Source organism: Sulfodiicoccus acidiphilus, assembly GCF_003967175.1.
In the GTDB taxonomy this organism is placed as follows: Archaea; Thermoproteota; Thermoprotei_A; order Sulfolobales; family Sulfolobaceae; genus Sulfodiicoccus; species Sulfodiicoccus acidiphilus.
This window is the reverse complement of record NZ_AP018553.1, coordinates 678,703-697,918: the sequence shown is the minus strand read 5'-3', so window position 1 is coordinate 697,918 and position 19,216 is coordinate 678,703. Positions and strand designations below refer to the sequence as shown.

Here is a 19,216-nt window from a genome sequence, read left to right as displayed (position 1 = left end):
AACCTAATATTTTTGTAAACTGATCTAGAGAACATGTGATTTAACTTAGATGAAGGTTCGAAGACGAATGAGAAACGTTTCTATAACACTTCGGCGTCATAAGTTTATGCTAAACATTCACGCCATAACCCATAACAAGTGGGATAACCAACTTCCCCCCATAGCCACGGCGAATTCTGGAGAGGAAATTGAAGTGGAGACTAAAGAAGCCTCAGATGGGCAAATCACCCCAACCTCTAATATAGAACAGTTAAGGCGACTCGATTTCGACAGAATACATCCCTCACCGGGCCAATCGAAGTCCAAGGTGCTGAACCAGGTGATGCCCTCGAAGTGGAGTTCTTAGAGTTCGAGGATATGGGATGGGGCTGGACCGCAGTACTCCCAGGCTTCGGACTACTCGCTGACGAAGGCTATACCTCGCCAGTTGACTTAGCTGGACCTGCCCTAAAACTCTGGAACGTAAAGGAAGGCACAGCCAGGGCCAAGTTCGGTGAGCTCAGCGTGAGACTTCCCATTTCACCCTTCCCTGGAGTGATAGGAACAGCGCTCCCCTCCAAGGGAAGGTTCAGTACTATCCCACCTCGGGAGAACGGTGGAAACATGGACATAAAACACCTTAACACTGGAAGCAAACTCTACCTTCCGGTCTTCGTTAGAGGGGCGATGTTTTCCATAGGTGACACTCATCTGGCCCAGGGGGACGGCGAGGTTTGCGGAACTGCTGTTGAGGCCCCAATGCGCATCAAGCTCAGGGTCAACGTGGTGAAAAGGGCAGGGATTCGAGAACCTCTGTTCGTTACGTCTGGAGTCAGGGAGTTTAGCAAGTACTTGGCCTTTCCAGGAATGGACTCCAACATGTGGGTTGCTACCAAGAAGGCTGTCAAATCAACCATAGCTTTCTTGAGCGGTTATATGGAACCGGTAGAGGCATATATGCTGGCTAGCACCGCGGTGGACTTGAAAGTCAGCGAGGTGGTCGATCAGCCCACTTGGATAGTTACTGCTTACCTACCCACTGAAATCTTTGAGGAGAAATTGGAGTTCCCTAGACCCTCGTAGGCTACCTACACCGAGATGGTAGAGTTGAACAGGGAAATCTACAAGCTCTCTTTTTCAGCGTTCTTCGCCGACCTGGGCTATCAAGGACTCATTGCTCTTTTCCCCATTTTAATAGTGGTTCATTACGCCGCTCCGGTTTACTACTACGGTCTCCTAGAGGCGCTTAACTATGGTGTGGGTTCCTTGGTAGGGTTCGTCGGAGGGATGGCCGCCGACAGGTGGGGGAGACGCAAAGTGGCATTGATAGGTAACTCCATGATTTTATTGATGTCGTTTTCAGCCCTACCTTACTCACTTCCTCTGTCCGCGGCCCTGTTTATAGGTGGCTGGTGGATGAGGAATTTCAGGACTCCGGCCAGAAGAGCTATGCTCACGGAAGTAGCGACGGGCCAGGAACTTAAGCGAGCCTTGGGTCTCCTTCACTCCTTGGATGTGGGAGGAGGGACTGCTTCCGTCATTCTTCTATCTTACCTACTCTACATTCAATTGAAATTAAGTGAAGTCTTCCTTTCCACAGCTATTTTCTTCTTTCTCTCTACTTTTATTCTATTTACGTCAACGAGTGGGAAGAAGAGTAGTAATGTGCGAATGAAGAACAAGCTTAAGCTGTCCACCCTAGGTCTGACCGCGGGACTATTTGGTCTCTCCACCTATAGTTTCGGTTTCCCTGTACTAACTCTTTTCCAGGCGTCGAAGTCAGAGCCTCTCTCCATCCTGTCCTATGCGGTGTTCCTCTTGTCCTCCGCTCTGGTCGGAGTTACAGTTAGTAGGGTTTCCTTCTCGGAAGTCAAGATCTTAGCACTGATGGGCTATGGCCTCGCATCCTTGGGAAACATCATAATTGGTACCCTACCTCACGTCGGCTTCGTGTTTCTGGGTTCCGCCATATTGGGTGCATCCACGGGTGTGGTTGAAACTATGGAACCGTTCTTAGTGACCAAGTTCGCCAGTCAAGAGTCCATGGGCACTTCAATGGGCCTCCTATCGTTGGGACGGAGCCTAGGATTGTTGAGTGCCAATGCTATGATGGGATTTCTCTACTATTTCAGTCCATTTTATGCGTATCTATATGCATTCTTTGCATCCATATCGGCCGCCTTAATTGTGCTTACACTGTCTAACTGACTTTCTCGCCCTCCTGAAGACCAGTGTCTTGTTGTTTCGTAATACGGCCATTTAGTGCAAGTCCATTTAGTTTGATGTCTAGTAACATTGAGGAAGTCCAAAATATTTAAAATATCGATTTCGATATCGATAGACGAGGGACCGAGTTTGTGGGGATGGTTCGGTAGAGCCGCCAGGGCTAGATCCTTCGGACTCAAGTATTGGATCCTGAGTTTGCTATCGCAACGGGAGATGACTGGGGCCGAGATAATAGACTCCATTACTGCTGCGAGTATGGGGTTCTGGAGACCCTCGCCTGGAAGCGTTTACCCGGCGCTCAAGGAGTTGACCGATGAAGGAATGATAGAGTATAGAGAATTAGGTAATAGGAAGCTCTACAGGATAACAGAGAAGGGACGTAACGAGCTCGTCGGTGTCCCTGAGCCTAGTCCACTCGGGAAGATGTCTGGACCAGTAGAGGCGGTGGAAACTCTCAGTTACTATGTAGAGTATCTTATGGAGGAGAAATCTGAACTCGATAGAAATCCAGCGCTTAAGAAAAAACTACTTGAAGTTAGGGAGAAACTAGATCAATTGTTGAGGTGATGGAAGTGGAGTACAGTATAGAGGTTGAAGATCTCGTCAAAAAATATGGGGACTTCGTCGCTCTCGACTCTATCTCATTCAAGGTTCCTAAGGGACGGATATTTGGCCTGTTGGGCCCAAACGGAGCGGGAAAGACCACCACCATCAAGATCCTCACGGGTCTCATTCCTCCAACGTCAGGAAAGGCCTTAGTGAGTGGTTTAGACGTGGTGAGGCAACCGCAGGAGGTGAAGTCTAGGATAGGTTGGATATCCTCAGACGTCATACTCGACGATGACCTGAACGCTTGGGAGAACCTGGAGATCCAAGGGAAGCTACAAGGAGTCAGGGATTGGAAGGAAAGAGCCGCTGAACTCCTGAAGTACTTTGACCTTTTTCAGTACGCAAAAAGGCCTGTGGGGAAGTACTCCACTGGGATGAGGAAGAAACTGGAGATAGCCTCGGCTTTGCTCCACTCGCCAGAGGTAATCTTCATGGATGAACCGACTATAGGATTGGACGTTAACACCCGTTCCATGCTTTGGTCTCTTATAAGGACTGTAAGCGGCGAGATGGGAGTCACTGTTTTCTTGACAACCCACTACATGGAGGAGGCCGACTCGCTTTGCAGTACTGTCGCAATAATCACACAAGGGAGAATCGTTGCTATGGGGACGCCAGAGGAACTGAAGTCTAGGGTTGGAGGAGATGTAGTGGAGCTAGAGGTCGAAGAAGGCTTCGATCCCAACGTCCTCAAGAATGTCCCCGGTATGGTCTCAGTTAACATGAACGATGGTAAGGTGAGAGTCAAGGTGAACAGCGCAGATAGGACAGTAGTGGACTTATTGAAATCAGTCAACTTCTCCAAAGTAAAGTCATTAAAGATAGAAAAACCGACCCTAGATACTGTCTTCATGGAGCTAACTGGGAAGAAATTAGACGACTCTGAGGTCGACTATAGGAAGTTCTACATGACTATCAGGAGGGCGAGAAGGGGATAAAGATGCTGCAGGAGTTCTGGGTCCTCTACAAGAGGGAACTAAAGAAGACCTTCAGGAACATTGGAGTGATCATCATTATGTTAGTGCAACCCATAATGTGGATAGCTTTCTTTGGAAGCAGCCTCACTAACGTGCCCAAGGAGTTCCTCACCACCTTCTTCCACACCAACAACTACATCGCCTTCCTTTTGCCAGGCGAGCTCTCGGTCTCCATGTTGTTCATAGGCCTCTTCAGTTCCATGAGCATGATACAGGACAAGCGGTTCGGATACCTGAAAAAAGTCATGGTAACTAGAGCACCGAAGTGGTCCATCTTCTTGGCGAAGGTAGGGGGAGCGACGACCAGAGGCCTCATCCAAGTCCCAGTGATGCTTCTCGCAGGAATAGCCTTCGGAGTAGTGCTGCCGGCAGACCCCGTGGGTTTCGCGGAATGGATTGTGGGTCTTATTCTACTAGGGGTGGGTTTTTCCTCGCTATACCTCATAGTCACCATGAGATCCGCCGACTGGCAGCTACCTAATGTCATAGCCAACCTGATCAATTTGCCATTAATGTTCTCCAGCACCGCACTTTTCCCCCTATCGTTTTATCCCACTTGGATGAAGTACCTCAGCGACGTAAATCCAATAACTTACTCAGCCGAACTGGGCAGGGATGTCATACTGAATGGAGATCCAATTGCCATGTACCTCTTCTATCTCTTCGTCTTCGCTGTTGCGATGTTGTTCATAGGTTTCTTAGTAGCTAAGAAATATCTAACACCAGAGTAAAACATTACGGAGTAAATGTTCAAACGAATTGCCGAAATCTTTTATACTATCTATGTCACTGAAAGAGTAGGGTTTGCGTATGTCTCTAGGGAAAGAGACCGAAAAGGGTCTCAAGGAATTATTGAGGGCCAACGCCGAGGACTATATGACCTTGGCGTTACTGGCCGAAAGAATGGAGGCCGTAGGGAGGACTGAGGAAGCGAAGCTCCTCAGGGAGAAAGCGGCAGTGGAACTAGGACACGCCAAAGCCATATTCGAGACCTTGGTGAAGGCTGAGGGGCTGCAGGCCACTGCCAAGGAATTGGCCGACGTCGAGGACCTCCAGCACGTCAGTGAGTACAACGTAGTTGCCATGAAGGCTAAGGAAGAGGGTCACCCCGACATCGAGAAGATGCTCTGCTCCTTTGCGGAGCAAGAGAAGGGAATAGCCGAGGTTCTCAAAAGGACCGCCAAAGCCTTATAACCTAATTTTTCCTCTTTCTGGTATTACCTGATCTCCTTTAGGTACAGTTTAAATAAAGTGGAGGCAACTCTTAACAGGTGGTACTGGGGCACGTAATTGACGAGGCTGACACTCTATCCGCCACTGCGATAACAGCCAGCAAAGTCAGGTTAGGTACCTACGTTGTGTTGGAGTACGATGGTTACAAAGTCCTCGGTTTAGTGACGAAAGTGTCCAGGGGAAGTCCTCTACTTAACGGCTCCATTAGGGATCCCGACGCGGCCGAGAGAATCTCTAACATGAGACTGAATTCCAACGTTAAGTTCCCAGAGTACATTACGGTAAGGGTCAAACTACTGTGCAACCTCAACGATCGTGCTCTCCTCCAACCGGACCTTCCCCACCTCCAGGGACCCCTCTGAGAGAACCCACTAACGAAGAGTTAGCAGCGGTATTCTCCGACGGCGACCTTAGGTTAGGTAAACTAGTGGGCTCGGAGACCGAAGTCAAGATTAGGCTGAGGTACCTCACTCGTCACCTAGCCATCCTCGCGGCCACTGGCTCTGGAAAGTCCAATACAGTCGCCGTATTGGCCCAGAGGATCGCCTCACTAGGAGGGGCTGTGGTAATTTTCGACTACCACGGGGAGTATTCTGCGAGCACGATAGACAAGCTGAATCCAATTCAACCTAAGCTCAATCCTCTGAAGCTGAGCACCCGTGAGTTCGCCACCCTGATCAACATAAGGGACAACGCCTTCGTACAGTATAGGATATTGAGAACCATATGGAAGACCTTCAAGGAGTCACTTGAGAAGGGTAGAGAAGAGGGTCAGATCTCCCTACCCTCCACCGCACAGGAGTTCGTAGAGAGACTGAAGGGAATGTTGGGGGCTAACGAAAGTGAACTCCAGGGAAAGGGAGGTAAGGACACTACGGCTGAAGTACTCAATAAGCTGGAGGACTTCGCTGAAACCTACGCTTCCATTATAGACTTCACGGCTAAGGACGTAGTGGACCAATTGAAGCTGGGACACGTCAACGTAGTAGATCTCATAAATCTAGATGAAGAAGCGATGGATGCAGTGGTTTCCCACTACCTTCGAAGGCTATTGGAGACTGGTAAGTCCTCTAGGAGCGCGAGGTCCAGGGGAGGGAACACCAAGTTCTTTCCAGTTGTGACTGTGTTGGAGGAGGCCCACGTCTTCCTCCCTAAGGGGAGTCCCACTCTTGCGAAGTTTTGGGCAGCCAAAATAGCGAGGGAAGGAAGGAAGTTCGGGGTCTCCTTGGTCATAGTCAGTCAGAGGCCGAAGGGATTGGACGAAAACATCCTTAGTCAAATGACCAATAAGATCGTCCTAAGGATCGTGGAACCCTCAGACAAGAGGTACATACTAGAGTCTAGTGACAACCTCAGCGAGGACCTAGTGGAACAACTCTCCAGTTTGAACACGGGTCAAGCCATCGTAGTGGGAAAGATCGTCTCCATTCCCGCGATACTCCAGGTGGACAAGTTTGAGGGAACTTTAGGAGGTTCGGATCCAGATATAATCGGAGAATGGACCAGGGCGAAGGAGGAGATGGAGAACTCGATTTCCTTAGCTAGGAAAGTGGCCCAAATGGGTGACCTTTGATGATAATGCACGTCTCCGACACACACCTTGGTAAGAGACAGTATAACTTAGACTCGAGGGAGCAGGACGTTTACCACGCCTTTAGTCAACTGGTAGACGCTGCCATTAGGGAGCACGTCAAGGCCGTCGTTCACACGGGGGACCTGTTCGACGTTTACGAGCCCTCCAACACTGCCGAGTTAGTAGCTGTGAGGGAGTTGAGGAGGCTCAAGGAAAGAGGAATTCCCTTCATTTCAATACCCGGTGATCACGATACTCCGAAGAGGAAGGGAACCTACACTCACAAACTACTGAAAGAGATCGGCCTTTTGGAAGTGCTCTCCACCCCAGAGCAACCGTTCACCGTGAGGGACGACGTTCAAATAAACATCTTCGGCGTTCCCCACCATCCTACGGCTTCTAAGGAGTTGTTGAGGCAACTATTATCCAACGCAAGGCCTAGAGAGGGTAGGAACGTCCTTATGTTGCACCAAGGGATGAGAGAGTACCTTCCATATGAAAACTCTTGGCAGTTGGAGTTAGGGGATCTCCCCAAGGGGTTCAACTATTACGCTCTAGGACATATACATAGCAGAAAGAGGGAGAAGATGCCAGACGGCTCCTTGTTGGCCATAGCCGGATCTCCCGAGGTCATGAGAAGGGAGGAAATTGAGAGCTATAAAAGAGACCGTAAGGGGGCCTACTTAGTGGACTTGTCCAAGGGAGAACCTAATTTGCAGCAAATCGATGTGGAGGTCAGACCGCAACTGGAGTTTCAGGTAGACTCGGAGACCCTTGAGTCTAAAGTAGAAGAGTTAAAGGTAGAGTTGAGCAGGTACCATAGGAGGCCCGTAGTTCATATCACGTTGATCGGTAAGACCAGGAGGAGGTCAGATGTCATGGAAGTCCTCTCTTCCCTCCTTCAGGTGGCCGAGTATTACAACTTAGACGACAGGACTGTGGTTTCCAACGGAATAAGGGCAGACGTGAAGTCCCTAGGAGCTCGAGAGATAATATCACAATACCTTAAGGAGAACGGTTATACTGAACAGGAGATCTCTAAGATCATGCAGATCATAGAGGTAAGTGACGAGAGTGTCGAAGACGAATTGAGGAGGTTCGCTTTCACTTGAAAATAGCGTCTGTGAAGCTGGTCAACTTCCTTAGCCACGAGGACACGCTGGTTCGGTTCTCTGAGGGTGTAAACGTCATTGTCGGCCAGAACGGAGCGGGAAAGAGCAGTGTGGTTGACGCCATACTTTTCGCCCTCTTTAGGACACCTAGTAGGGGAGGTATAGGCGAGCTATTGAGGCGAGGAACCAGGAGAGGTCTAGTTGAACTCTCCATGTTTGAGGGGGACGTCACGTACAAAGTCAGGAGGGAGCTGACAAGCAACAACCCTCAAGACCTCCTCATGAGAAACAATGAACCTATTCACAGGAGCGCTAGAGGAGTGACCGCAGGGATTAGAGACCTTTTGAAGGTCGATGAGAACGTACTAACCTCTACGGTGTTCGTCAGACAAGGAAGAATCGAGGACGTCTTCGATTCGTTGGGGGAAGTGATGACATTCTTGTTGAGACTTGATAGAATAGAGAAACTCGTCTCAACTAACGGTCCCATAAGAGCTCTGCAACAGAAGGTTGAGGCGGACTTGAAAATAGCAGAGGAGAGGATGAAGAGACGAGAGGAGTTGACTAGAAGGCGCAAGGATCTCGAGGTTCAACTGTCTAAGGGAGAGGAGGAGTTAATGGTCAGTGAGAGTGAGCTCCGAGAAGTACGTAGAACTCTCGACGATTACAGGAAAAAGAGGGACACTCTCCTCGGCCTACAAAGCAAATACGTCACACTTAGTAGCGACGTTGAAAGACTACTCAAAAAGATCTCCGAACTCGAAGTTGAGTTAAGTGAAGTCAAGACCTCCCTCCCCAGCGACGAGAAGATAGAGGCACTCAGAAGAAAAGTAGAAGAGTTGAGCAAGGTTAACGAGCTTAAGCTGAAGCTACAGAACTTCAAGAACTTGGAGGACGCTGGTTCCACCCTCAGTTCTCAGCTTAGGACCCTTAAGACCCAATTGAGCAACTTAGAGGTTCGGGCAGCTAGACGAGTTCAACTCGAAGCTAAAGCCCGTCAGTACGAGGAGTTGAGAGAGGCGCTCAATAAGCTCAATGGAGAGTACATGGAGTACACCAGACTAGAGGCCGCCCTTAAACAGTTGGAGGAGAAGGAGAAAACTACCTCTGCTGTTGCGGAGAGGTTGTCGACCGAGCTCGAGTCTATGCCTGGAGAGAGGGAAATTTCAAGTGAAATTTCGAATTTAAGAGAGCGGGAGTCGGAACTTTCCAGTGAGCTAAAGTACCTATATACCAAGAGAAATGAGCTAAAGGAGAGGCTATCTAAGATAAGGGGGGAAGTCTGTCCAGTCTGCGGGAGGCCCCTAGATGAAGAACACAAGAGGAGATTGAAGTCGGAAGCAGAGGACGAGTTACTATCGTTGGACGCCAGGGAAGTTGAACTGAACGACGAGCTTTCCTGGACCCGGGCCAGAGTGAAGGAACTCGAGAAGCAGAGAGAAAAGGTCTCTGTCCTTCTCAATCAACTTCAAAGCTCTAAGGCAGAGCTTGAGCTCGTATTGAAAAGAAAAAGGGAAATAAGCGACCAAATGGAGAAACTCGAACCTCTAGCGAAGAAGTTTGAGGAACTTTCCTCCAAGGAAAAGGAGCTAAGGGCAATTCACGACGAGTTCTTGAGGTTGTCCGACTCCACTGAGGAAGAAGTCCAGAGAGTGAAGAGGCAGGTGGAAGCGCTCGAGATGAAATTGAGGGACAACCTAGCCAAACAGGAAGGGTTGAAATCGGAATTGCAGGGGATAGATGAGCGATACGTAGAAATGATGGAACGCGAGCTGAGGAACGCTCAGACGCAATTAGATAGGCTACAGGAGCTAAAACAGAGGGCTTACCTATTGAGTCAGTCTGTTGAGGACTACAGGAGACAACTGGAAGTCAAGGAAGAGGAGCTAAGATCCCTCAACTACACTCCACTGGAACTAGAGAAGGTTAAAGAAGAGGTGGCTAGGTTAGAAGAAAGGGAGAGGAAGCTCACGGAGGTTACCTTCAGTCTCCGTGGGCAGAACGAAGAGCGAAGGAGAGAGCTAGGCCAAATTTCAGAGGAACTTCGGAACCTAGAGGTGGCCGCTGAAGACGTTAAGAGGTTGAGGGTTGCGTATGAGAGGCTGAACAGGTTGAGGACAGTTCTAGGTCAAAGCAAACTCAAGGGATATCTGATAACCAGAGCCAAGGACATTTTAGATTACCATCTTAACTCTGTAGTCAAGGAATTCAATCTAGGGTTCTCCAACTTCGAGGTAGTGAACGATGACGGGAAGTTCAGCGTCAGAGCCTATAGACCTGATAGGCAGTGGGTGGATGTGAGGGCTCTCAGTGGAGGCGAGAGAGTGGCACTGGCGATATCCTTGAGACTGGCACTTGCAAGAATGGCGTCACAAGAGATAGGATTCATGGTTATGGACGAGCCTACTATACACCTAGATGAATCTAGGAGGAGCGAGTTGGTGGATATAGTGAGGAACGCAGTGAGTATTGTACCTCAACTCATAGTGGTCACACACGATAGGGAATTGGAGACGGCGGGGGACAATATAATCGAAGTGGTTAACGACGGCAGGAGCAAGGTTTTGGAAAGGAGGCCACAAGAGGCGAGGTTTGAGTGATAAAGAAGGTCCTCGAGCAAGTTACCCTCCATTGGCCCGAGGTTTGTGCAGATCCGCTGCCCTCGCCCAATTCCTTCCCTGATAGGGTCAAATTAGCTGTGCGGGAAAGCTGGAAGGAGTTCACTCCCTCCCCCGTTCAGGCCTCTGTAGCAGCAGTAGACGGCGGGATGTTCTACAGGGAAACTAGGGGCGGAGTAATATATGCGGTGGACGCGGAGGTGTTAGTTCACGACGAGACCACGAGGGTCTTGCTGGAGGACGCACGCGTGGGAGTTCTTAGACCAGGTAAGAACGGTAAAGACGTAGTAGGCGCCCATATGAGCATGATGGAGCTCAGATTAGCCTCTAACTCCCTTGATTCAGCGGACCTAGTGCTCATGGATGGTAGCCTTAAAGCTAAACTGAACTTACTGAAAAAGGACTCGTTAAATGAACTGAAAGTAGATCTGACTAGGGCTATAGATCCCGTGATTCATGCTCCCAACGTGCTCTGGATCTCCAAGACCTCCCGGGCGTCATCCATGGGTCTCGGTTACCCAGATCACTATCTCTACGAGGTTCTAACGGCGTCTCCTGGCTTCTCCGACCTACGGGAGGTGAGGTTAGGCTCTTTCTTTAACGTAACTCTCCTAGAATCTTTCGTCAGACTTGAGAAAGGAGGACCGGTTCTTAAGTTAGAATGGACTAGTGGAGCAGACATCAAGGAACTTCTATCACTTCTAACTTCAGTCCCCATAATTAGGGGATATCCTTACCCCCTGCTAAAGGTGCACTTCGATGTGAGGTTCGGTACAGAAGATCGGGAAACTATACTTTCTACTCTAGGCCTAAAGGTAGACAAGGTCGCTGACTGGTGGCCGTCCCAATTCTATTAAGCTTATATCTTTCAGAAAGGATTCAGTTTACCTCCCATCTACGATTTAAAAATTTCAGTCGTTCAGCAACAATCAAGTATGCGGTATTGTTACCTTAAACTTAACCTACTTTTCGTTTCTCCTCACCTATTAATTCTGTTCTAGACGTGTGGTTAGAAACAGTGCATCCACCCCTTAAGCTCGGATGAAAAGTTTGCTATGGCATCTCTTATAAGCTTTCATCCTTTATCTCCCTCACGAGCAGGAAGGTTTTTAACTTCAACATAGACAGAAAAGCTTAAAGGGAGAACATTATGGCGATGGAGAGGCTGTCTAGGGGAGTTCTTGGTCTCAAGGAAAGTTACGCACAAGCTATGGCGGTCACAGCCCCCCTTGGGAGCGTAGTCTCGACTACTTCTGCTGCCGTTGAATACGCTGGAGGCTCAGTTGTTATTGCCACAGTTCTCGCTCTAATTGCGAGCGCAATGTGGATATACACCTTGACACGTTACTCAGACAAAGTGGCTAGCGCAGGCGGGTTTTATAGTTTCTCCTCTGTGGCGTGGGGAGTGAAGGAAGTGAGCTTCTTCGAGGCAGTGACGGAGTTGTTCGCTTACGTCCTTTTGAACGCAGTAAACGTGCTTACTGTAGTGGTGATCGTAAGGGTAGTGGGCTCGCTCGTGGGTTTCATCGTTCCTCAGTGGCTGTTGTGGGTGGCAGCACTAGCTGCCGTCGCTTACCCTTCTCTCATTTCCCTGACAAACATACGAAAGCTCTTAGGATACGTGGTGACCATAAGCGCCACCGCAGAGGTTGTTCTCCTGTTCTCCTTGTTTGGGGTCGCGGTCTTCACTGGGGGTCTTCAGCTCTCTAGGCTCTTCGATGCCCACGTTAGTACACAAGGACTAGCTACTGCCTTCATACTTTCTGTCGTGAGTATATCTGGTGCCGGGACAGCCACCTATCTCGGGGAGGAAAGCAGGTCCCCTACAAGTACAGTCTCTAAGGGGATGTGGCTCGCTCTCGCCTTGGGAGGAACCGCTATGTTCCTCGGCACCTATGCGTTGGTGGCGCTCTGGGGTCCTTCCCTCGGGGGCTTGTCCTCTGCCCAACAACCGTTGCTCATTGAGGCCGAGAAGATCGGTCCAGTAGCTTTCACGTTAGTCACGGCCCTTGCTATCAATAGCTTACTCGCCTCCAATGTGGGTACCACGGTCGCCTCATCTAGGATATTGTTTAATCTTGCTAGGGAGAACAGCGCAATTTCAGTCTTTAGGAAGTTGTCAAAGTCCTCAGAGCCCGTGATAGCTACACTCACAGTCGGCATTATTACAGCCGCGATAGGTGTAATCACCGCCTTATACGAGGGATTTCAACAGGCATTCCTCGATATAAGTGTCATCTCTAGTCTCTTCTGGATAGTCGGTAGAATTGTGGACGGCGTGGGAGTCCCGGTCTTCCTCAGTAGGATATCTTCACTTACGGTAGGAGGTGTAACTATTCCCCTACTAGTAACTGGCCTGAACATGTGGGGACTATTCACCACTTTCACTTCCTTCGACGTGGTGCAGTGGGCACTTATGTCGATGCTGATAGGTTCAGTACTTCTCTGGTATGTGGGATGGGGAAGGACTGGGGAAGCTGGAAGTCTCCTAGTCGACGCTGAAGGTAACCTTGTGAGAAGAGAGGAACTTGTCGAGAGGCTGCGCAGATCCTCTTTAAAGACTTGAATCGATTACGCGTCCTAAAACCTGGTAAAAGCTTATATCATTCATAGACTTTCAACGCACGTGCACGCTATCTGGATCACCAACATCGCCCTAGAGATATTAGCCTTGAGTCTGGCAGTGTTGATATTGAGGGAATATTTCTCTCTTAGAGGGAAGGTCAAGTCTACCCTTACTGCAGCCCTGGCCTTTCTAGGCGTCTTACTGACTCTGGAAAACACGATATTAATTGTGAGTTTCTACATGTGGTCGGCCGGAAGCGATTTGAGGTACTCTATGCCTTCTCTGTTCATCTCAGTTGTGAACTTAGCTTCACTCTTCACACTTTACTACGTCGTCAGAATTTGACCTTGCGCCTTTTCTTCATAAAGTCAATTATCGTAATGGCTGCTGCTACACCTATTACTGAAAGGGAGTAGCTCAGCGCGATCTCAGTTTCCCTCCAAAGGAGGATACCTATTATTAACGAGGTGACGAAGAAGGAACTGAGGAAAAGGGACTTCGGGAGAAGACTGCTCCTTATTCTGACGTAGTCTTCCAAGATTACCTTACTCACAACGTAGCCCTCGTCTGTCTCAGAGACCAACCCCATTTCCATCAGTCTCTTTATGTGGTACTGAACGACGCTAGGCGAGCTGATGTTTAGCTCTCTCTGAATTTTGCGAAGACTCATGGGTTTGCCTTGCGAGAGGAGGAAATAGTATATCTTCAGCCTAGTCCCTGTTAGTTCCTCCACGATCTTATTAAGTCTCTACCGCCATTTAACTCTATTGTACTACAGCTAGGTGAACTCTCCCCGACCTGGAGGACTGAGTTTCCTGCTTCATGGCCCTATTGCTCGTAACCAGACACGGGTAGAGGGCTCAACATGCACCGAGGGCCGTCCTGGCCCCTAGCGTTGCCTGACTCGTTTGTGCTCACGAAGGGCCTTGGACGGGACGGAGGCGTACCTCTCCGACCCCCACTTCTAGGCTCTTCAGCAACTTTTACCTCCGTCGGAGAGTATCATTGGTGTAGTTTCTTGAAAACCAACATTTAAATGAGGGAGGCTATCCCCCTCACTGTGGTCTTCCGCCCCTCAATCTCCTTTGCGATAAACGGACTTTAAGATAATTGGGGGGTTAAGGGGCGAAAGTCCCCTTCCGTGAGGACGGATCGCCCCCTTATAGTAAAATACCACGTACAACAGATGTGCTCGATCTCCTCTTCTGGTCAATCCTTAGAGAGTAAGAAGCGGGAGCTAATCTCTCCCGCAACATCAGGGGAAGGTGTCTACCAGGGGGAGTTCGGGAACAAGAGAACCAACGTGGTCAGATTCCTACCCAACGGTTTCCATGAGAAGAAACTCAGGAAGTTGGAAGCATCGTAGAAGGAATTGAAAGTTCCTGTTAGACCACAACAGAGTAGGACCAGTAAAAGGGGTGTAATACCTGAGACCTCGGGGAACACTCACCCTTCAGGGCGGGAAGGAGGTCGGTACATAGAGGTGGCTAGAGAAAACTTTTTATCGTATTAGGGGTACCCTAATACGATTGAAATGTCCCTGTTAAACCTGTTGTTGAATCCCCCGGAAGGATTGACCTTGCCTGCTATCATGTTCCTCTCGTTTTTGCTAGGCATGATGCATGGTGCCACGCCAGATGAGCACACGTGGCCTATAACTTTCAGTTACGCCGTAGGCAGTTACAGTACGAGGAGGGGAATGAAGGCCGGGTTTCTCTTTTCGACGGGTTTCACTGCACAGAGGGCCTTGTTAACCACACTTGGTTTCGTCGGATTAGCGGCCTTCTACCAGAGGTACAATCTTGACGGTCCCGTCTACATCGTGGTGGGAGTGGTAATGGCAGTCGCTGGCTCGTACGTGTTAAAAGGAAGGTACATACACCTACCTGTGGACAAACTGCTTGGGGGCAATCCACATCACACGTCCAGCGCGTCGAGGGTGAGTGAAGACATGGCACATAATAGGGAGGTCCCCCTGAAGATGACTGTGCTGCACGGACTTATTGCCGGCTTCGGCTTCGGAGCCTACGCTACTATAGTGACCTTCGTATTGGCACCCCAAGTCCCCAGTGTTGTTTATGCCCCTTACCTGGGGCAATGTTCGGGTTGGGGACTATGTCGATGCAGATCCTCTTCGGTGCCGCGTTCGCTAATTTAGCAAGGATTAAAAAGTTAACCCAAGAAGAAATCTCTATAATAGGAAGAAGTACGGCAGGGAGAACTCTCTACTACGGCGGAATAGCCTTCATGTTTATAGGGCTTCTAATAGTCGCTTTTCCTCTCTTGGATCAATTATCAATATCTACAGGTAACCCAATTCCTAATCTCGATGCAGTTAACGTCGGATTCGTCTTAGTTGTTTCAGTGGTCGGTGTAATAGGCGTGGGGAGTCTAGTGAAATCGTACATGGATATGACTTCAATTAAGAGAAATAGAAAATCTTACAGCCTTCCTAAACAAACCTGAACCTTTGCCACCAGCGACTCGAACTCCTCCTCGCTCGGTTTGGGGACGAACACGGCCAAATCCTCCGTTAGTGCGGGAGAATTCAACACAGCCTTAAGCAAACTAAGACAATCGGGATCGAGGTCTCCCATGATTTGTTCCAATTCTACTCTCTTGTCTCTCGCCACTTCCTCTACGTAACTCTTCACCCAGCCCTTAACCAGGGAAAGAGCAAGCATGGGCCTTCCACTCTTGAAAGCCCTTCGAGCCTCCTCGGCCGTTAGATCTTCACCTCCCTGGCTATTTCACTGACGATCTCCCTCAGACCTGCCGTACCTCGAGCGAATTCCTCCACCCTTTCCTCTGAGATCCTTAACGCTTGTTCCACCGCCTCTACAGCTCTCTTTATTAAGAGAAGTTCTAGGAGCTTTCGCCGTCTCCTCCTCAGGGACTCGTCGATTCCTATACTCCCTAGCCAAGCTAGATGCTCCCTCAAGGCCAATAGCAATTCCTCTATCCCTTCCCCTACTTGGGCCGCCGTGAGCACTAACCTAGGTTTCCACTCTCCACCCCTCAAGGATAGGGCGAAATTAACGTGTTGTACTAGCCTCTCCGACTCCGGAAGATCCCTCTTATTGACGGCGTAGATGTGTCCGATTTCCATCAGCCCAGACTTGAGGGCTTGCACGTCATCTCCGACCCCGGGGGCTAGGACTACTACTACCGTCTGTGCCATGTGCATCACGTCCGTGTCCACCTGTCCAGCCCCCACAGTCTCTAAAATTATTTCGTCGAATCCCAGTCCATCCATTGCCTCTATTAGGAGGGCAGCGTGCACTCCGACTCCTCCTGCGAACCCCCTTGTCGCCAGGCTCCTAATGAAGACCTTGTCCAACCCATTCATTCTAACTCGGTTCCCCATGAACGAGCCCGACGAGAAGGGGCTCGTGGGATCTACAGTTATTACTCCCACTCTTCGCCCAGAAGAAGAGAGAGCCTTCGCTACCTGTCCTATGAGCGTACTCTTTCCAACACCCTGCGGACCCGTCACACCTATTACGTGTGCCTTTCCTGCTCTCTTTATGAGCATGTCCAAATAACTGTAGGACTCCTCCCTCAAGTACTCTACTCCGCTGAGCACCTTAGATATTGCTAGTTCATCCCCTGCTCCGCTAGCCGCAGTAACTCATTCAATCCTTTTCCCTCGTTTCTCGGCGACCTTGCCCTTTATGAACTTCACTACCTCATCAATCATAGTACCTGGGGGAAGACGCCGTCTACTCCCAACAAGCGTAGCTTCTCTATGTCAGACTTGGGTATAATACCTCCCAACACCACGGTGATGTCCTTAATTCCTCTTTGATTGAGCAATTCCATCAGTTTCGACATGAGCTCCATGTGGGCGCCACTGAGTACGCTGACTCCAAGAACGTCAGCGTCCTCCTGAACGACGGTCCTCACGAGTTGCTCTGGAGTTTGTCTTAGTCCAGTGTACACTACTTCCATTCCGGCCTCGCTCAGCGCTCTAGCGATAACCTTGGCTCCCCTGTCGTGTCCGTCCAGTCCCAACTTCCCCACCACGACCTTTATCCTACCCTCCATGCGATGCAGTTAAATGGACGAGGTTAAACCCTTTTCCGAGGTTTAAATTTCCTCTCTCAGGAAAAAATAACAGCATAAATCCGTTTTGTGAACAAGCTTTACTTGGTTACTCAATAGTCCATGTCATGAAAGCCTTCTTCATTAGGCCGATAAATCCCACCAAGACTGCCTACAAGAAGAGCTTTGGCTTCCTCCCTACACCGTTGGGTCTTCTCCAGTTGGCGGGAGATGTATTGAGTGTGGAAGGTACAGAAGCTAGAGTAGTAGACATGGAGGCCGACGGAATGATGACAGTAGAGTCGGTAGTAGATGAGGCAACGAAGTGGGACCCAGACGTTGTGGGGATAACGATCCATGCAACCGCTGCCCAAGAGGTCTCCCTTTCGCTCGCCAGGAGGATTAAGGAGCAGCTCAAAGATACTGTACTCGTGGCTGGGGGACATCACGCTACGTTTACCCCCACCGAGACGTTGAAGGGAGGCTTCGATGTAGTCGTGCTTGGGGAGGGAGACGGTACTATGGTGGACCTAGTGCATTGCCTTAACGGCAAGATGAAGCTTGAGGACGTGAAGGGGATAGCCTACTACAAGGGAGGGGAGATCAGGAAAACTAAACCAAGGCCTCTTATAACAAATTTGGATACGATCCCCGTTCCGGCGTTTCACTTGGTTAACAGGGAAAAGTATACCTTCGATATATTCGGTAAGGGGGAAAGTGTAGCATGTATTGAGACATCTAGGGGATGTCCCTACGCTTGCGACTTCTGTTCTGTCACACCCACATGGGGGAACAAGTGGAGGAACAAGAGTGTGTCTAGAATAATGCAGGAGGTTAAGCTGGTTGAGTCCCTCGGATATAGATGGATCTTCTTCGTTGACGACATCTTCGTTGTCTTCCCCAACATAAAACAGAGGGAGAAGTTGTTCGATTGTATGATAAACGAGGGAGTCGAAGTGAAGTGGATAGCCCAAATGAGGGCAGATATCACTGCGAGGAATCCAACCTTAATTGAGAAGGCCGCGAACGCTGGACTCAAAGTGGCGTTCTTGGGAGTAGAGTCCGGGAGCGAGGAAACTCTAAAGAAGATGCACAAGGGACTAAACACCTCGTGGGCTGAGAAGGCAGTTAAGGTTCTAGACGAAAACGGAGTAGTTGTGCTAGTGGGGCTAATATTGGGAGCTCCGTACGAGGGCCTGAAAGACATGTGGAGAACTGTTAAATTTGCATATAAGCTATCCGACGTAGGCGCTGACGGAGTTCAATTCTCTATATACACACCCCTTCCAGGTACAAGAGTCTTCGTCGACGCTATTAAGAACGGCAAGCTCTTCACGCTGGACTGGTCGCAGTTCGACTTGCTCACCCCAGTCATGAGGACCAGAGTTCATCCGACCCTCATTCAACTCATGCAGTTCTATGGAAATTACTCGTTCTACATCAGAAAGTGGGTTAGAAGCAAGCTTCTCAAGACCAGAGTTCACCCTAGGAAGTTAGCTCTATTGAAGAACGCCGAGAGCTACTTCCTGAAGAGAGTTCCTCACTTCTTGAAGGAGATCGTCTGGTCCTTCCCCGTTGGGCTAGCACGGACAACAATGTTCTACGTAAAAGGTGGACAACCCTCTGCAGAGAAGGCCGCTACCATTACTGAGGAATCCAGTGTGATAGTTTACGATGATAACTCAAAGAATAGATACTTTCTAATCGATGATAAGTGATAAACTATTAACGACAAACCTCGTCCTTTAGTGGGGGTGGGAGGACGGGTTGTGAAACTGTTCGACTCGTCGGAGGTTAGTCAAAAGCCTTTGCTGGCGATACGGGGAGCATTACTTATCTTAATGGGGGTTGAAGGGGGGCAAAGCCTTTGGTGGGACCAGACGGTCTTTCATTTAAACATTGTTTTTCTAAAATTTTCTCAGAGATACTAACGACTTCCCTCTTTCAGCCCGATCGAGGGCTCAATGGGACTGGGGGAATTGGCATCTTCCCTCTTGAGAGACTAGAGCTCGGGAATGGAAGTCTCCCTTTGGATGGGGAGCTTTGATGCCGCCCCTACTGTCCACCAAACGAGAGATGTAAACCGGAACTGGTGGTGGGACTACGAGCCCCCTTGGAGGGAATCCTTCCTGGGCTGGGATACATCGGTTCGCTGAATAGTTCCGTCTAGGAATAGCTGCGATGAGAGGCATATCGACATCATCCGAAGAAGGAGAAAGATTCCTCGCCAGGTTTCACTTTAACTGTGAATAGTAGTTAACCGTCTTCTCCATATCAAC

General features: G+C 49.4%; 12 protein-coding genes and 6 pseudogenes. 14 read left to right on the top strand and 4 right to left on the bottom strand.

Features of this window, described 5'->3' with window-relative positions:
- The first annotated feature begins 106 nt into the window (after positions 1 to 106).
- From HS1genome_RS03645 to HS1genome_RS03590, 12 genes and pseudogenes are all read left to right on the top strand, one after another.
- A pseudogene (locus HS1genome_RS03645) lies at positions 107 to 1,062 on the top strand (acetamidase/formamidase family protein).
- A gap of 24 nt (positions 1,063 to 1,086) precedes the next feature.
- On the top strand, positions 1,087 to 2,187 hold the full coding sequence (locus tag HS1genome_RS03640; protein WP_158613712.1) for an MFS transporter: 1,101 nt from the start codon (positions 1,087 to 1,089) through the stop codon (positions 2,185 to 2,187).
- Positions 2,188 to 2,274: 87 nt separating this feature from the next.
- Entirely contained in the window at positions 2,275 to 2,772 is a 498-nt protein-coding gene (locus tag HS1genome_RS03635) for a PadR family transcriptional regulator (RefSeq protein ID WP_197721522.1), read from the top strand.
- A 5-nt stretch (positions 2,773 to 2,777) separates the two neighbouring features.
- Positions 2,778 to 3,752 carry an ATP-binding cassette domain-containing protein gene (locus HS1genome_RS03630; protein WP_229768105.1) on the top strand — a complete coding sequence of 325 codons (975 nt, stop codon included), beginning with the start codon at positions 2,778 to 2,780 and terminating at the stop codon, positions 3,750 to 3,752.
- A gap of 2 nt (positions 3,753 to 3,754) precedes the next feature.
- Positions 3,755 to 4,522: an ABC transporter permease gene (locus HS1genome_RS03625; RefSeq protein WP_126449655.1), complete on the top strand. Its 768-nt coding sequence runs from the start codon at positions 3,755 to 3,757 to the stop codon at positions 4,520 to 4,522.
- A 79-nt stretch (positions 4,523 to 4,601) separates the two neighbouring features.
- Positions 4,602 to 4,982, top strand: a pseudogene (locus HS1genome_RS03620) (rubrerythrin); the annotation flags it as partial.
- An 80-nt stretch (positions 4,983 to 5,062) separates the two neighbouring features.
- Positions 5,063 to 6,597, top strand: a pseudogene (locus tag HS1genome_RS03615) (helicase HerA domain-containing protein).
- Positions 6,597 to 7,709 carry a DNA double-strand break repair protein Mre11 gene (mre11, locus tag HS1genome_RS03610; RefSeq protein ID WP_126449653.1) on the top strand — a complete coding sequence of 371 codons (1,113 nt, stop codon included), beginning with the start codon at positions 6,597 to 6,599 and terminating at the stop codon, positions 7,707 to 7,709. The pseudogene HS1genome_RS03615 and the gene mre11 overlap by 1 nt, the downstream one beginning before the upstream one ends.
- A complete protein-coding gene (locus HS1genome_RS03605) occupies positions 7,706 to 10,309 on the top strand; it encodes an AAA family ATPase (RefSeq protein ID WP_126449652.1) in 2,604 nt (867 codons plus the stop codon). Before mre11 ends, HS1genome_RS03605 begins: the two co-directional genes overlap by 4 nt.
- A complete protein-coding gene (locus HS1genome_RS03600) occupies positions 10,306 to 11,184 on the top strand; it encodes a DNA double-strand break repair nuclease NurA (protein WP_126449651.1) in 879 nt (292 codons plus the stop codon). The genes HS1genome_RS03605 and HS1genome_RS03600 overlap by 4 nt, the downstream gene beginning before the upstream one ends.
- Positions 11,185 to 11,477: 293 nt before the next feature.
- Positions 11,478 to 12,893: an APC family permease gene (locus HS1genome_RS03595; protein ID WP_229768107.1), complete on the top strand. Its 1,416-nt coding sequence runs from the start codon at positions 11,478 to 11,480 to the stop codon at positions 12,891 to 12,893.
- Between the two features lie 60 nt (positions 12,894 to 12,953).
- Positions 12,954 to 13,238 (top strand): hypothetical protein, encoded by a 285-nt coding sequence (locus tag HS1genome_RS03590; RefSeq protein ID WP_126449650.1) that lies wholly within the window; start codon positions 12,954 to 12,956, stop codon positions 13,236 to 13,238.
- Here HS1genome_RS03590 and HS1genome_RS03585 read toward each other — a convergent pair.
- Positions 13,228 to 13,629 carry a winged helix-turn-helix domain-containing protein gene (locus HS1genome_RS03585; RefSeq protein ID WP_126449649.1) on the bottom strand — a complete coding sequence of 134 codons (402 nt, stop codon included), beginning with the start codon at positions 13,627 to 13,629 and terminating at the stop codon, positions 13,228 to 13,230. The two genes, HS1genome_RS03590 and HS1genome_RS03585, sit on opposite strands and share 11 nt — an antisense overlap.
- Positions 13,630 to 14,427: 798 nt before the next feature.
- Between HS1genome_RS03585 and HS1genome_RS03580 the strand changes: the two are divergent.
- Positions 14,428 to 15,359, top strand: a pseudogene (locus HS1genome_RS03580) (hypothetical protein).
- On the opposite strand, the gene HS1genome_RS03575 reads toward HS1genome_RS03580, so the two are convergent.
- The 3 genes and pseudogenes from HS1genome_RS03575 to HS1genome_RS03565 form a co-directional block, all read right to left on the bottom strand.
- Positions 15,335 to 15,577, bottom strand: coding sequence for a hypothetical protein (locus HS1genome_RS03575; RefSeq protein ID WP_126449648.1), 243 nt, complete (start codon positions 15,575 to 15,577; stop codon positions 15,335 to 15,337). The pseudogene HS1genome_RS03580 and the gene HS1genome_RS03575 overlap by 25 nt on opposite strands.
- A gap of 41 nt (positions 15,578 to 15,618) precedes the next feature.
- Positions 15,619 to 16,491: pseudogene (meaB, locus tag HS1genome_RS03570) on the bottom strand (methylmalonyl Co-A mutase-associated GTPase MeaB); the annotation flags it as partial.
- Between the two features lie 33 nt (positions 16,492 to 16,524).
- A pseudogene (locus tag HS1genome_RS03565) lies at positions 16,525 to 16,940 on the bottom strand (cobalamin B12-binding domain-containing protein).
- 125 nt (positions 16,941 to 17,065) lie between these two features.
- Here HS1genome_RS03565 and HS1genome_RS03560 point away from each other — a divergent pair.
- Positions 17,066 to 18,655 carry a B12-binding domain-containing radical SAM protein gene (locus HS1genome_RS03560; protein ID WP_126449646.1) on the top strand — a complete coding sequence of 530 codons (1,590 nt, stop codon included), beginning with the start codon at positions 17,066 to 17,068 and terminating at the stop codon, positions 18,653 to 18,655.
- Positions 18,656 to 19,216: the final 561 nt, after the last annotated feature.